The organism is Pseudomonas sp. CFBP 8772 (assembly GCF_014841665.1).
GTDB classification, from domain to species: domain Bacteria; phylum Pseudomonadota; class Gammaproteobacteria; order Pseudomonadales; family Pseudomonadaceae; genus Aquipseudomonas; species Aquipseudomonas graminis_B.
Genome location: NZ_JACYUI010000001.1, coordinates 375,811 through 390,432 on the forward strand (window position 1 = coordinate 375,811; position 14,622 = coordinate 390,432).

Genomic DNA, 14,622 nt, shown 5'->3' on the forward strand with positions numbered 1-14,622 from the left:
GCTCACTGCCACTTGCGCGCGATGGCGTCGTAGGTGCCATTGGCGCGAAGGGTGTCGAGGCCTTTCTGAAACAGCTGCACCGTGGCGTCGGGCGTTCCGGTGCTGAACGCCATGTTGAACCCGCCGGCTTCCTCCAGCTCTTTAATGCGCAGGGATTGCACCAGGGTCCGCGCGGGGTCATCGCCGACCTGCCGGGCCAGGTAGTAAGCGTTGAGCTCGTCGGAAATCCACAGGTCGACGTGGCCGGTCTGCAGTTTCTGGTAATTGAATTCGTAGCGGTTGCTCGATTGCAGCTGATGACCGATCTCGAATCTGCGCGCCATCAGGTACTGCTCGCCAACGTCTTCATTGACGGTTGCGGTCTGCCAGCCCCGGGCGTCGTCCAGGCTCAGCAGCGTGACGGGATGGCGGGCGGACGAATACAGAAACCAGCGCGACGCGGCAATGGTCCCGACCCACTTGAACAACCGCTCGCGCTCGGCGGTGCGGGTGATGGAGTAGATCAGCACATTGGGGTTGTGCAGCGCCAGATCGTAAGCCCGCGCCCAGGGCATGGACTGAATGGGGGCCTGCACATTGACCTCCTTCAACACCGCCTGAACCACCTCGGTGCTCATACCGGTGAGCACCCCGTCGCGGGTCATGTTGTAGGGCGCAAGCTCTTCGGTCACGACATGCATCTCGACCCGAGGCGCATTCGAGTTAATCGATTCAGCCCCCGACGCGCCAGACCCCACGCACAGCAACAGCGCCACACAGAGTGCGCTGCCCAGTGTGTGAATGAGCGAATGGAGTGTCATCGATAACTACCTCATGGGGTGCAAAAGCGACAGATTCCGGGCCGTGAACACACCGGCGCAACCGTCACCGACTGCCTTGCACACCGGAATATCGGCTGAATAATCCGCCACTTGAGACGGCATCCTGCCGTTCATCCTAACAGGGCAGGCGGTGGCGGTCGGTTTAGTTGCTTCGCCCTACCGGCGGTGGTCGGCCCAGGCCGGTTTTGGCCACGGGGAGTCGGGGACAGATTAATTTACGGTGAAGCGCTGTAAATAAATCAGTCCCCTTGGCAGTCCGTGAAGCGCTGTAAATAAATCAGTCCCCTTGGCAGTCCCGCGCCAACCCCCTATCCCCATTGCCCTGAACGGCCTCTTCCCGGCTGAAGCCGGTCCTACCAGGGCGTCGCGTGCGTAGGACCGGCTTCAGCCGGGAAGCTTTGATCTGCCTTTGATCTGCTTTTGATCTTCGTACACAAAAGGTCCAGTCACCGCCAAACGCGACTTGGGTGCAGGCCGAACGCAGACGACGCGGAGTGGGCCGAGCCGCATGGATGCGGCGAGAGCGCCGTCAGGACATGGATGTCCGTTCGGCGCGGGCCCACGGAGCGTCGTCGGAGTGAGGGAACCCTGAGGAACGAAGGGCCCAACCAGGAGCAAGCACCCTTGGTTACTTGGGGTGCTTTTCCAAGTAACTCGCCGAAGGCGAAACAATCTGCCCCCAGGCAGATGCTTTTAAATGACTGTGGCGTTCTGCCACACCGGAGTAAACGCGCTTCCTTGACCTGGATCAAAGGTGCACCAAGGCCCTGTAGGAAAAATACCCCGCACCCCGACGAGTCCTCAACATGCCCGGCCCCTTCGACTTCCTCAAACACCCCCTGGCCAAAGACATCAGTCTGATCCTCCTGATCAAACTCGTCCTGCTCATGGGCATCCGCAGCGTCTGGTTCGACGCCCCGGTCGAAGTCAAGGACGACGGCGTGCAAGCCGGCCTGCACCTGCTGAGCACCCCACCCGCACCCTCTGAGAAAAACCCAAAATGATATCGGAATCAGTCGTCGACCTCTCCCGGCTGCAGTTCGCGATGACCGCGCTGTACCACTTCCTGTTCGTCCCGCTGACCCTCGGCATGACCTTCCTGCTCGCCATCATGGAATCGGTCTACGTCATGACCGGCAAGCCAATCTACAAAGACATGACCCAGTTCTGGGGCAAACTGTTCGGCATCAACTTCGCCCTCGGCGTCACCACCGGCCTGACCATGGAATTCCAGTTCGGCACCAACTGGGCCTACTACAGCCACTACGTCGGCGACATCTTCGGCGCGCCACTGGCCATCGAAGGCATGATGGCGTTCTTCCTCGAATCGACCTTCATCGGCCTGTTCTTCTTCGGCTGGGACCGCCTGACCCGCGTCCAGCACCTGAGCGTCACCTGGCTGGTGGCGATCGGCTCCAACCTGTCGGCGCTGTGGATCCTCATCGCCAACGGCTGGATGCAGAACCCGGTCGGCGCCGAGTTCAACTTCACCACCATGCGCATGGAACTCACCAGCTTCAGCGACCTGCTGTTCAACCCCGTCGCCCAGGTCAAATTCGTCCACACCGTGGCCTCCGGCTACGTCACCGGCGCGATCTTCGTCCTGGCGATTTCCAGCTGGTATTTGCTCAAGGGCCGCGACATCGCCTTCGCCCGGCGTTCGTTCGCCATCGCCTCGGCATTCGGCCTGGCTTCGATCCTGTCGGTGATCGTGCTGGGTGACGAATCCGGCTACGAAATCGGCGACGTACAGAAGACCAAGCTGGCCGCCATCGAAGCCGAATGGGACACCGAACCGGCTCCGGCGGCGTTCACCTTGTTCGGCCTGCCCAACCAGGCCGAGCAGCGCACTGATTACGCCGTCAAGATTCCCTACGTGATGGGCATCATCGCCACCCGCTCGGTGGATAAACAGGTCACCGGCATCAAGGACCTGGTCCGCGAACACGAAGGCCGCATCCGTAACGGCATGACTGCCTACGACTTGCTCGGCCAGCTGCGCGGCGGCGACAAGAGTGAGCAGACCCTCGACGCCTTCAATGGGGTGAAGAAAGACCTCGGCTACGGCCTGTTGCTGAAGAAATACACCGACAAGGTGGTCGACGCCAACGAGCAGCAGATCAAACAGGCCGCGCTGGATTCGATCCCGCAGGTGGCGTCGATCTTCTGGACCTTCCGCGTGATGGTGCTCAGCGGGATGCTCATGCTGCTGCTGTTCGCCTGTGCCTTCTGGGCCTCGGCGCGCAAGAACGAAACCCGCAAGCGCTGGCTGCTCAAGTGGGCGGTGTTCAGCCTGCCGCTGCCGTGGATTGCCACCCAGACCGGCTGGTGGGTCGCCGAGCACGGTCGTCAGCCCTGGTCCATCGGTGAAGTGCTGCCCGTGCACCTCTCGGCCTCGACCCTGTCGGCGGCGGATGTGATCGGTTCGATTGTGGCGCTGGTCGGCTTCTACACCGTCCTGCTGATCATCGAGATGTACCTGATGATCAAGTTCGCCCGACTCGGCCCGAGCAGCCTGCACACCGGTCGCTACCACTTCGAGCAAGGCGCGCAGGGCAACGCTGCTGACGCCAGACAACCGGCCCTGGCCTGAGGAATTCCCGATGTTCGATTACGAGACACTGAAAATGATCTGGTGGGTGCTGGTCGGCGTGCTGCTGATCGGCTTCGCCCTCACCGATGGCTTCGACTTGGGCGCAGCGATGCTGATGCCCTACGTCGGGCGCAGCGACACCGAGCGGCGCGTGGTCATCAATACCATCGCCCCGCACTGGGATGGCAATCAGGTCTGGCTGATCACCGCCGGCGGCGCGCTGTTCGCGGCCTGGCCAGTGGTGTACGCGGCTGCGTTCTCCGGCTTGTACTGGGCGCTGCTGCTGGTGCTGTTTGCGCTGTTCGTGCGCCCGGTGGGTTTCGACTACCGCAGCAAACTGGAAAACACCCGCTGGCGGCAGAGCTGGGACTGGGGCCTGTTCGTCGGTGGCGTGGTGCCGTCGCTGGTCTTCGGCGTGGCGTTCGGCAACCTGTTGCTGGGCGTGCCGTTCCAGTTCGACGAGACCTTGCGCTCCAGTTATCACGGCAACTTCTGGCAGCTGCTGAGCCCGTTCGGTTTGCTGGCCGGGGTGGTCAGCCTGAGCATGCTCGGCCTGCACGGCGGCAGCTGGCTGATGATGCGCACCGAAGGCGCCATTGCCCGACGCTCCCGCCGTGCGGCCCAGTGGCTGTCGCTGTTGTTTTTGCTGTCGTTCATCGGCGCCGGCGCGTGGCTGTTGCTGGGCGGCATTCAAGGCCTGGCGATCACCTCGGCGTTCGATGCGGGCGCTGCGCTCAACCCGCTGGCGAAAACCGTGACGGCCAGCAACCACGGCTGGCTGGCGAATTATCAGCAGCACCCGCTGACGGTGATCGCGCCGCTGCTGGGGATCTTTGGTGGCTTGCTGGCCTTGCTCGGCGCCAGTGCGGGGCAGGGCAGAACGGCGTTCCTCGGCAGCAGCCTGGCGATCGTCGGCGCGCTGTGCACGGCAGGCTTTGCGCTGTTCCCGTTCGTCATGCCGTCGAGCCTGGACCCGGCGTCGAGCCTGACCGTGTGGGACGCCGTGTCCAGCCATAAAACCCTGATGATCATGCTGATCGCGGCGTCCATCTTCGTGCCGTTGATCCTCTGCTACACGCTGTGGTGCTACGCCAAAATGTGGGGCAAGGTCACCACCGCGCACATCGATCGCAACCCCCACGGCCTGTACTGACCCGCGTTTTAGAGGAGAGACAATCATGTGGTATTTCGCCTGGATTCTCGGCGTGTTGCTGGCCTGCAGCTTCGGCATCATCAACGCGCTGTGGCTGGAGTCATCCGACGCCGCCGCGCTGGAGAGCGGCCGTGACCGCTGAAGCGCTGAACGCACCCTTCAGGCACGCCGTCGGCCGGACATTGTCCGTGTTGATGGCCGTGCCCCTGAGCCTGGTGCTGCTGATTCACCCCGCGTCGATGCTTGACGCCAACGGCCATTATTCCCACGGCCTGCTGATGCTGATCATGTGGGGCGTGGCCGGAGGGATCGTCCACGGCGTCGGTTTCGAGCCGCGGGCGTTGGCCTGGCGGGTGATGTTTCACCCGCTGCTGGCCTGGGCGCTGATGGCCGTGGGTTATGGAATGTGGCTGACGGCACGGCAGTGGCTGTGAGCCCTTTGTGAGGTAGAAGTAACCTCGGCCGTTTCCCCCGGCCGGCTGTGCGCGATCAACGGGGCAACCGCGCTCGGCAGGCCGGGGATATTTCTGAATGGCGCCTATAGAGGGTGGTCAGCCCCGCGCGCCGGCACAGCAACACGATGTCGTCCTCAGCATTTCACCCAGTGAAACAGTGGATTGCCTTTTCTGGTGATTCCCCAATCCGGCGGTCGGGCCCACTATCGGTTTCACCAGCGCGGCACAACCACGGCGGCACCGCCGCCCCGCGCTGAGTCGAACCTTGCTCAGGAGCCCACCCATGACCGCCATCACCCTCTATCACTTCCCGCTGTCCGGCCACTCCCATCGCGCCGAGTTGATGTTGTCGCTGCTGGGTCTTGCACCGAACATTCAGTTCGTCGACCTGGCCAAGGGCGAGCAGCGGAAGCCGGAATTCCTCGCTATCAACGCTTTCGGCCAAGTGCCGGTGATTGACGACAACGGGGTCATCGTCGCCGATTCCACGGCGATCCTGGTGTACCTGGCGAAGAAGTACGACCCCTCGGGCCGCTGGCTGCCGAATGATCCCGAGGGCGCGGCGCAGGTGCAGCGCTGGTTGTCTGCCGCCTCCGGCGCGATTTATCTGGGCCCGGCGCGGGCGCGTCTGATCACCGTGTTCGGTGCCGGTTTCGATCCCCAGGACACGATCCAGCGGGCCCGCGAGACGCTCTTGGTCATCGATCAGCACCTGAGTGGCCGCGATTTTCTCGCCACCGATCACGCCACCATCGCCGATGTCGCCGCCTACAGCTACATCGCCCACGCGCCGGAGGGCAACGTCTCGCTGGACGACTACGGCAACGTGCAGGCATGGCTCGCGCGCATCGAGAAGCTGCCGGGCTTCACGCCCATGCCGCGCACGGCAGTAGGCCTGGTCAAGTAACCCTCCGTGATGCCAGGGAGTTCGCGCCATGAACGAGATTCGCACTGAAACGGCATCGCCATGGCATTCCGGCGAGCGCGCTCTGCAGGCCAAGGTCGGCGTTGCAGAGCGCATGGAAACCTTGGGCAAGCGCGTCATTCGTGACTACATGCCCGATCAGCACCGTGAGTTCTACGAGCACTTGCCGTACCTGATCATTGGCGCCGTGGACCCTGAAGGCTGGCCGTGGGCGAGCCTGCTGGACGCCCAGTCGGGTTTCATCCAATCACCCGATGCCAGGCGTCTGGACATCGCCCGACGTCCCGACGCCGAAGACCCGGCCGGCGACGGATTCGCGCCGGGGGCGGCGGTGGGCATGCTCGGTATCGACCTGCACTCCCGCCGTCGCAACCGCCTCAACGGGCACATCCGCGACGTGTGGGAAAACGGTTTTTCCGTGAGCGTCGAGCACTCGTATGGCAATTGTCCGCAGTACATTCAGCTGCGGGCATTGAAGCAGGTGCCGCTCAAAGCTGTGGCGGAGCGTCCCCCTGTGCAGCGATTGACCGCGCTGGATGACGCCGCCATCGCCACCATTCGTGGTGCTGACACGTTCTTCGTCGCCAGCTATGTCGACCTTGAAGGCGCGCAGCCCCATCGATCGGTGGACGTGTCCCACCGCGGCGGCCAGACCGGGTTCGTGCGGGTGGACGGCGATGTGCTGACCATTCCGGACTTCGCCGGCAACCTGTTTTTCAACACGCTGGGCAACTTCCAGCTCAATCCCAAGGCCGGTCTGCTGTTCGTTGATTTCCAGACCGGCGAGCTCTTGCAAGTGGCAGGCACTGTCACGCTGGTGCTCGAAGGGCCGGAAATCGCGGCGTTCCAGGGCGCCGAACGGCTCTGGCAAGTGCGGGTGGAGCAGGTGGTGCGTCGGCCGGCGGCGTTGCGCTCACGCTGGGCCTTTCAGGGGTGGTCGCCGAACAGCCTGATGACCGGCGACTGGCAGCAAACCGCCGCCCGTTTGCAGGCCGATGCCCTGCGCGATCAATGGCGGCCCCTGCGGGTGACGCAGATCGAGGACGAAAGTGACGGCATTCGTTCGTTCTATTTCGAGCCTGCCGACGGCGCCGGTTTGCCCGCGTTCAAGGCCGGTCAGCACCTGCCGCTGCGCCTGGCGCTTGAAGGCCATACGCCGCCGGTAATTCGCACCTACAGCCTGTCCAGCGCGCCGTCCGACGGATGTTTCCGCATCAGCGTCAAGCGCGACGGGCTCGCCTCGGCGTATCTGCATGATCAGGTGAAGGTCGGCGATCTGCTTGAGGCGCGGGCACCCCAGGGCCGTTTCGTGGTGGACCCGCAAGAGCGCCGGCCGCTGGTGCTGCTGGGTGCGGGCATTGGCGTCACGCCCATGCTGTCGATGCTGCGAGAAGTCATCTACGAAGGCAAACGGGTGCGGGTAGGGCGGGCGACCTGGTTCATCCAGAGTGCCCGTCGTCTGGTCGACCTGGCGTTTCGCGAAGAAGTGGACACACTCATTGCGAAGGCCGGCGATCAGTTGACCGTGATCCGCGTGCTGAGCCAGCCGGAAACGTCGGCGCGTGTGGGTGAAGATTTTCACCTGACCGGCCGCATCGACCTCGGTCTGCTCAAGGCACTGCTGCCGTTCGACGATTTTGATTTCTATGTGTGCGGGCCGGCGGCATTTACCCAAGAGATCTACGACGGCCTGCGCGGCATGCACATTCGCGATGAGCGCATTCATGCCGAGACCTTCGGCCCGTCCAGCCTCAAGCGCAGCGGCGATTCCCAGGCGATCGCCTTTGAGCAACCGCCCGCTGCGACAGAAGCGGTGCCGGTGGTGTTCGAACGTTCTGCCAAGGAAGCACGCTGGCGGCCCGGCGGTGGCAGCTTGCTGGAACTGGCCGAGAGCCGCGGTCTGAACCCGGAATTCAGCTGCCGCGTTGGATCCTGTGGCACCTGCAAGACCCGGCTCGTCAGTGGCCAGGTGCATTACCCGGTTCCGCCCGCTGAAAGGCCGGCGGCGGACCACGTGCTGATCTGCTGCGCAGTCCCGGCTTCAGGGCCGTTGGTGCTCGATCTGTAACCACCCATGCGTGTGCGGGAGAGACGGCGATGAACCCATGGCCAGCGATCGAGAACGATGAAACCCCGATGCCCTATCAGGCCACCGAGCAGGAGATTTCCTGGTTGTTGCCGCAGTCGCTGGCGTCCCTGGCCGGCGAGCTTGCAGAAAACCACGAGCCCATCGACAACCCGGCGACCCTGCGGCTGTTCATGTGGGTGCGGTCGGTGTCGGGATTCGACCGGCCGCGATAATGGCAACGGTGGGGCAAACAGGACGTTTGCGCTGCCAACGGTTGAAATGAAGCCGCGTCTGGTCGGATGATGTGCGCCGGTTTGCTCACCGTTCGCAGCGGCTCACCGGCGACTCATCCCATCGGGGTGAGTGCCATGATCCGTGCGGCCTCGTTGCCCTTCACAAGGACGTTCATCTTGATCACCCGCAGAACCCTCATCGGCGCGTCGTTGCTGGCCGTGCCCACGTTGTTGAGCCTTTGCTCACTGGCTGCCGAGCGTCGCGCCGGGCCGTCTTCCGACCTGGCCATTGCGCAGCAACTCGCCGAACTCGAACGTCGCCACGGCGGCCGCCTGGGTGTCGCCATGCTGGACACCTCCAGCCAGCGCCTGATCAGCCATCGCGGCGATGAACGCTTTGCCCTGTGCAGCACCTTCAAATGCCTGGCCGCCGCCTGCGTGCTGGCGCGGGTCGATCAAAAGCACGAAGACCTGTCGCGGCGCATCGTCTATTCCGCCGAGCAACTGGTGGCGTATTCGCCGACCACCGAGCTGCATGCGGGCGGGCAGGGGCTGAGCGTGGGTTCGCTGTGCGAGGCGGCGATGACGCTGAGCGACAACACCGCGGCCAACCTGCTGCTCGACAGCGTGGGCGGTCCCGAAGGGTTGACCGCCTGGTTGCGGTCGATGGGGGACACGCAGACCCGCCTCGACCGCCGTGAGCCCGAACTGAATGAAAACCGGCCGGACGACCTGCGCGACACCACCACCCCCGTCGCCATGTTGCAGACACTGAACACGCTGGTGCTGGGTGAAAAGCTGACGCCGGCCTCGCGGGATCAGCTGACGGCGTGGCTGGTGAACAACCAGACCGGGGACAAGAAGCTGCGCGCCGGGGTCCCTGTCAGTTGGCGTGTGGGCGATAAAACCGGCTCCGGGGCCAACAATGCCAGCAACGACGTCGCCGTCATCTGGCCCGGCGAGCGGGGTCTTATGCTGGTCACGGCCTATTACACCGGTTCTAGAGCCAGCGGTGATCAGATCAACGCGCTGATGGCAGACATCGGGCGACTTGCCGCAGCGATGTAAAGGCTGGCTTTCGAAGGGATTGGGACAGGCCGAAAAATCTCGATACACATTGCTTCGATGAATCGGCCGTGCGCAGCCTACCGGTCGTCTCTGCCCACGCCCGATCACGGCGCTGGGCAGGTCTTAGGCCGGGCCTGCTGCGGCCGATGTTGCGCTCAATGGCCGAAAAAAACGCCTTTCTCTCACGCCGATGTATGGCGCATTGATATTAAATTCCCTCCGCTAGACAACTTCAGCCTCGGCCAGCAAAACCGGGCACTTCAGATTTACACGCTGTACGAAATGGCTGACAGACGCCTCCGTTTTTGCGCGCGGTCTCAAGACTGTCATCAAACAGAAATGTTTCCGGTTTTAAATCTGCCTCGGGTCTTCAACTGTGACCACACACACAAAATTCTCTTGTTGAGGTATTGCCGTGATTCTGCTGACTAAAAAACGCCTGTCGCTTCTGATGGCTTCGATGTGCCTGTCGGGTATGGCACACGCCGTTGATGTGACTGGCGCTGGTTCGAGTTTCGTATTCCCGGTTATCTCCCAGTGGTCGCAGGACTACAGCAAAACTGCTGACAATCGCGTCAACTACCAGTCGATCGGTTCGGGTGGCGGTATCGCCCAGATCAAGGCTGCCACCGTTGACTTCGGCGCGTCCGACGCCCCGATGTCCGCGGAGGACCTCAAGGCCGGCGGTCTGGGTCAATTCCCAAGCGTGATCGGCGGTATCGTTCCGGTCGTCAACCTCGAAGGCGTGAAAGCCAACGACGTGAAATTGAGCGGGCAGGTCCTCGCCGACATCTTCCAGGGCAAAATCACCAAGTGGAACGACCCTGCGATCGTCAAACTGAACGAAGGCGTGAAACTGCCTGAAACCAACATCACCGTCGTTCACCGTTCGGACGGCTCGGGCACTTCCTTCAACTTCACCAGCTACCTGACCAAAGTCAGCGACGCATGGAAATCCGGTCCAGGCACCGGTTCCGCCGTTCAATGGCCAGTGGGCGTGGGCGGCAAGGGCAACGAAGGTGTGGCGGCTTACGTAAAACAGATCAAGGGCTCGATCGGTTACGTTGAATACTCCTACGCCACCAAGAGCGATATCGCTTTCACCCAACTGCAAAACTCGGCTGGCGAGTTCATCAAGCCTGACGCCAAAGCCTTTGCCGCAGCGGCCGACACCGCCGACTGGGCCAACGCCAAAGACTTCAACCTGATCATGACCAACGCGCCGGGCAAGACGGCATGGCCGATCACCGCGACCACCTGGATCATCATGTACAAGCAACCGAAGAACGCCGAGAAAAGCGCGGCTGCTTTCGACTTCTTCAAATGGTCCCTGGAAAAAGGTCAGAGCGCCGCTGAAAAACTGGAATACGTACCTCTGCCTGCATCGCTGGTCAGCAAGATCGAAGACTACTGGAAAACCGAGTTCACCAAGTAACTCGACGTAATCCGGCTTACCCCTGCCACCGAGCGCTCGATGGCAGGGTTTCCTTGCGAGTGGACCTACCATGACTGATAACACCCAATACATGTCCGCTGTGATTCCGGATGCAATATCCGAGAGCGAAAAACGCGCGGCCCGCGATCACCGACACGACGCCTGGTTTCGGCGCACGATGCTGGGAGCGGCTCTGTTGGTGCTGCTGTTGCTGGCGAGTATCGCCGGCTCGACACTCTGGGGCGGTGCCCTGGCATTCAAGACGTTTGGCTTCGAATTTCTTACCAGTACCGAATGGGACGTGGTCAACGGCAAGTTCGGCGCGTTGGTACCGATCTACGGCACGCTGGTCACCTCCTTTCTCGCCCTGCTGATCGCCGTTCCGGTGAGCTTCGGCATCGCGGTTTTTCTGACTGAAGTCGCACCGCCCTGGTTGCGCATGCCCATCGCTTCGGCGGTGGAGCTGCTGGCGGGCATTCCTTCGATCATCTACGGCATGTGGGGCCTGTTCGTGTTCGGCCCGTTCATGGCCCAGTACATGGCCCCGTGGATCAACGACAACCTTGGCGCGCTGCCGCTGATCGGCCCGGTGTTTCAAGGCCCGCCCCTGGGCATCGGCATGCTCACCGCCGGCATCGTGCTGGCGATCATGATTATCCCGTTCATCACCTCGGTCATGACCGAAGTGTTCCGCAGCGTGCCCATCGCCCTTAAAGAGTCGGCTTACGCCCTGGGCGGCACGACGTGGGAAGTGGTCTGGGACATCGTCCTGCCTTACACCCGCTCGGCGGTGGTCGGCGGTGTGTTCCTGGGTCTGGGCCGTGCGCTCGGTGAAACCATGGCGGTGACCTTCGTATTGGGTAACGCGCACCAGTTCTCCGCATCGCTGATGATGCCGAGCAGCTCGATTGCTTCGGTGATTGCCAACGAGTTCAGCGAGGCCTACACCGACCTGCACCGTTCTGCACTGATCGCCCTGGGCTTCCTGCTGTTCGTGGTTACCTTCATCGTGCTGGCGATCGCCCGTCTGATGCTCTCTCGTCTGTCGCGCAAGGAGGGTCTATGAGTAAGGCCGATAACGAAAACCTGTACCGCTCACGCGCCATCAAGAACAGGATCGCGATGGTCCTGAGTTGCGCCGCGACGGCTTTCGGCCTGTTGTGGCTGGTGTGGATTCTGCTGACCACGATCGTCAACGGATTCGAAGCGCTGAACCTGCGGCTGTTCACTGAAATGACCCCGCCACCGGGCTCGTCCGGCGGTCTGGCCAACGCCTTTTACGGCAGCATTCTGATGTCCGGCATCGGCCTGCTGATCGGCACGCCGATTGGTTTGATGGCGGGTATCTGGCTGGCGGAGTTTGCGCGCAATACCAAGCTGGGCAACGCGGTGCGCTTCATTAACGACATTCTGCTGTCGGCGCCGTCGATCGTGCTCGGCCTGTTCGTGTACACCGCGGTGATCCTGCCCCTCAGCGCCGTGACCAACCACCAGGTGGGTTTCTCCGCCATCGCCGGCGCTCTGGCCCTGGCCTTGCTGGTGATCCCGGTGGTGGTGCGGACCACCGACGAAATGCTCCAGCTGCAACCGTCGACCATGCGCGAAGCCGCACTGGCGCTCGGTGTGCCGCAATGGAAGCTGACGCTGCAGATCGTCCTGCGTGCGGCCAAGGCCGGCGTGGTGACCGGCATCCTGCTGGCGCTGGCGCGCATCACCGGCGAAACCGCGCCGCTGCTGTTCACCGCCTTCGGCAACCAGTTCTGGAGCAGTGACCTGCTCAAACCGATCGCAAGCGTGCCTGTGGTGATCTTCCAGTACGCGATGAGTCCGTTCGATGACTGGCACTCCCTGGCCTGGGCCGGCGCCTTGATTATGACCATGTTTGTGCTGGTACTGAGCCTCAGTTCCCGTCTTCTCCTTTTGCGCAATAGGGCGTCCTGATGAACAACCTTTCCCTCGCCGACGAAAAAACCAAAATCCAGGTACGCGGTCTCGATTTCTACTACGGCACTCAGCGTTCGCTGAAGTCGGTCGACATGATCATCCCGGAGAAGCGCATCACCGCGATCATCGGCCCGTCCGGCTGCGGCAAGTCCACGCTGCTGCGCGTGTTCAACCGCATTTACTCGATGTACCCGAAGCAGGAAGCCAAAGGCGAAGTGATGCTCAACGGTGAGAATATTCTCGCCCCGGGCTACTCGATGAACCGCCTGCGCAGCAATGTCGGGATGGTGTTCCAGAAGCCGGTGCCGTTCCCGATGTCGATCTACGACAACATCGCCTACGCGGTGCGCCACCACGAGAAACTGTCTCGTCGCGAGATGGAAGAGCGCGTCGAGCAGGCCCTGCGCGGCGCGGCGTTGTGGGATGAAGTGAAAGACAAGCTCAAGCAGAGCGCCCAGAGCCTGTCCGGTGGTCAGCAACAGCGCCTGTGCATCGCCCGCACCATCGCGCTGCGCCCGCAAGTGCTGCTGCTGGACGAACCGACTTCAGCCCTCGACCCGATCTCCACCGGTCGCATCGAACAGCTGATCACCGAGCTCAAAGAGCAGTTCACCGTGATCATCGTCACCCACAACATGCAACAGGCCGCGCGCTGCTCGGACTACACCGCGTTCATGTTCATGGGCGAACTGATCGAACACGGCGACACCGACACCATCTTCACCAAGCCATCCAAGACCCAGACCGAGGATTACATCACCGGTCGTTTTGGCTGATTGAGGGTATTGCTGGCGCTGTAAAAGGTTTTAGTGGGACCGGCTTTAGCCGGGAAGGGGTCAGGGGCTACCGCGCAGAGCTGGTAGCGCTTGAATCCCCCATGAACGCCTCCAGCCGCTTGCGCAGCCATCGTTCGGCGGGGTCGGTGTCCATGACGCTGAGCCAGACCATCGACAGCTCTAGATTCGGCGTCACGAACGGCAGCGGCTCACCGCGCAGACCGGTCCGGGCCATGGCACGGGTCAGGTGATCCGGCAAGTTGCACAGCAGATCCGTCCCCTCCATCAACGCCGGCAACGTGCTGTATTGCGGCACCGACAACACGGCGGTGCGCTTGCGCCCGATCGCCGCCAGCCACTCATCCGCAAAGCTTGAAATGTTCGCCACGTGGGAAACCACGACGTGGGGCCGGGTGCAGTATTCATCCAGGGTGATCGGCTCGGGCGAAGAATCGGCCCGCACCACCATCGGCCGCATGATGCGCAGCATTTTTCGCTTGGCATTGGCCGGCAGTTCACGGGTCAGGCAGACGCCAACGGTGATGTCGCCGGACATGAGCAGCTCCGAAACATTCCAGAAATTGACCTGCTTGATCACCAGCACGATGCCCGGCGCTTCTTCACGGATCGCGCGCAGCATCGGCGGCAGCAGGCTGTATTCGACGTCATCGGACAGCCCGATGCGGAAGGTCATGTCGCTGCTGGCCGGATCGAATTCCCGCGTGAGGCTCAGGGCCACGGACATCGCGTCCAGCGCCGGCGACAGGTGACTGATGATCTCGTTGGCCCGCGCCGTGGGTTCCATGCGGTGCCCGACGCGAATGAACAAGGGATCGTTGAACAGCGCACGCAGGCGGTTGAGGGCAGCGCTGATGGTGGGTTGGCCGAGGAACAGCTTCTCGGCGGCGCGGGTCACGTTACGCTCTTGCATCAAGGTTTCGAACACCACCATCAGGTTGATGTCGGCCTTGCGCAGCTCATTGCGATTCATACATCGTCCCCGTTACCCGACATTCTTCACCCTGCTGTAGAGGTCTGCGACAGATGGACGCAGTTTATGGAGCGCGGCCGTTCGGCGTCCAGCCTTCTTGGCTGAAGCCAGTCCTACAGGTGTATGCGTACGCCCAGTAGGACCAGCTGGACCGCGAATT

The 14,622-nt window shown here is 62.4% G+C and carries 15 protein-coding genes; 13 read left to right on the forward strand and 2 right to left on the reverse strand.

What is annotated here, in order from left to right; translation table 11 throughout:
- Positions 1-2 precede the first annotated feature (2 nt).
- Positions 3-800 carry a substrate-binding periplasmic protein gene (locus IFT99_RS01630; RefSeq protein WP_244656857.1) on the reverse strand — a complete coding sequence of 266 codons (798 nt, stop codon included), beginning with the start codon at positions 798-800 and terminating at the stop codon, positions 3-5.
- 827 nt (positions 801-1,627) lie between these two features.
- Between IFT99_RS01630 and cydP the strand changes: the two genes are divergently transcribed.
- From cydP to pstB, 13 genes are all read left to right on the forward strand, one after another.
- On the forward strand, positions 1,628-1,825 hold the full coding sequence (gene cydP, locus IFT99_RS01635; protein ID WP_065988549.1) for a cytochrome oxidase putative small subunit CydP: 198 nt from the start codon (positions 1,628-1,630) through the stop codon (positions 1,823-1,825).
- Positions 1,822-3,414: a cytochrome ubiquinol oxidase subunit I gene (locus IFT99_RS01640; protein ID WP_065988548.1), complete on the forward strand. Its 1,593-nt coding sequence runs from the start codon at positions 1,822-1,824 to the stop codon at positions 3,412-3,414. The genes cydP and IFT99_RS01640 overlap by 4 nt, the downstream gene beginning before the upstream one ends.
- A 10-nt stretch (positions 3,415-3,424) precedes the next feature.
- Entirely contained in the window at positions 3,425-4,567 is a 1,143-nt protein-coding gene (cydB, locus tag IFT99_RS01645; protein ID WP_192130199.1) for a cytochrome d ubiquinol oxidase subunit II, read from the forward strand.
- 25 nt (positions 4,568-4,592) lie between these two features.
- Entirely contained in the window at positions 4,593-4,709 is a 117-nt protein-coding gene (cydX, locus tag IFT99_RS01650; RefSeq protein WP_065988546.1) for a cytochrome bd-I oxidase subunit CydX, read from the forward strand.
- Positions 4,699-5,001 carry a cyd operon YbgE family protein gene (locus IFT99_RS01655; protein ID WP_342214591.1) on the forward strand — a complete coding sequence of 101 codons (303 nt, stop codon included), beginning with the start codon at positions 4,699-4,701 and terminating at the stop codon, positions 4,999-5,001. The genes cydX and IFT99_RS01655 overlap by 11 nt, the downstream gene beginning before the upstream one ends.
- A gap of 304 nt (positions 5,002-5,305) precedes the next feature.
- Positions 5,306-5,929, forward strand: coding sequence for a glutathione S-transferase family protein (locus IFT99_RS01660; protein WP_192130200.1), 624 nt, complete (start codon positions 5,306-5,308; stop codon positions 5,927-5,929).
- Between the two features lie 28 nt (positions 5,930-5,957).
- On the forward strand, positions 5,958-8,015 hold the full coding sequence (locus IFT99_RS01665) for a 2Fe-2S iron-sulfur cluster-binding protein (RefSeq protein WP_192130201.1): 2,058 nt from the start codon (positions 5,958-5,960) through the stop codon (positions 8,013-8,015).
- A gap of 29 nt (positions 8,016-8,044) precedes the next feature.
- Positions 8,045-8,248, forward strand: a complete 204-nt coding sequence (locus IFT99_RS01670; protein WP_192130202.1) for a hypothetical protein — start codon at positions 8,045-8,047, stop codon at positions 8,246-8,248.
- Between the two features lie 177 nt (positions 8,249-8,425).
- Positions 8,426-9,316: a class A beta-lactamase gene (gene bla, locus IFT99_RS01675; protein ID WP_244656858.1), complete on the forward strand. Its 891-nt coding sequence runs from the start codon at positions 8,426-8,428 to the stop codon at positions 9,314-9,316.
- A gap of 415 nt (positions 9,317-9,731) precedes the next feature.
- On the forward strand, positions 9,732-10,751 hold the full coding sequence (gene pstS, locus IFT99_RS01680; RefSeq protein WP_192130204.1) for a phosphate ABC transporter substrate-binding protein PstS: 1,020 nt from the start codon (positions 9,732-9,734) through the stop codon (positions 10,749-10,751).
- 70 nt (positions 10,752-10,821) lie between these two features.
- Positions 10,822-11,817 carry a phosphate ABC transporter permease subunit PstC gene (pstC, locus tag IFT99_RS01685; protein ID WP_065988539.1) on the forward strand — a complete coding sequence of 332 codons (996 nt, stop codon included), beginning with the start codon at positions 10,822-10,824 and terminating at the stop codon, positions 11,815-11,817.
- Complete coding sequence (gene pstA / locus IFT99_RS01690; RefSeq protein ID WP_065988538.1) at positions 11,814-12,692, forward strand: phosphate ABC transporter permease PstA; 879 nt, start codon at positions 11,814-11,816, stop codon at positions 12,690-12,692. The genes pstC and pstA overlap by 4 nt, the downstream gene beginning before the upstream one ends.
- The gene (gene pstB / locus IFT99_RS01695) at positions 12,692-13,471 is read left to right on the forward strand and encodes a phosphate ABC transporter ATP-binding protein PstB (RefSeq protein ID WP_065988537.1); all 780 of its coding nucleotides are present in this window, start codon (positions 12,692-12,694) and stop codon (positions 13,469-13,471) included. The genes pstA and pstB overlap by 1 nt, the downstream gene beginning before the upstream one ends.
- A 67-nt stretch (positions 13,472-13,538) precedes the next feature.
- Here pstB and IFT99_RS01700 read toward each other — a convergent pair whose 3' ends face one another.
- Positions 13,539-14,462 carry a LysR family transcriptional regulator gene (locus tag IFT99_RS01700; protein WP_065988536.1) on the reverse strand — a complete coding sequence of 308 codons (924 nt, stop codon included), beginning with the start codon at positions 14,460-14,462 and terminating at the stop codon, positions 13,539-13,541.
- Between the last annotated feature and the right edge of the window lie 160 nt (positions 14,463-14,622).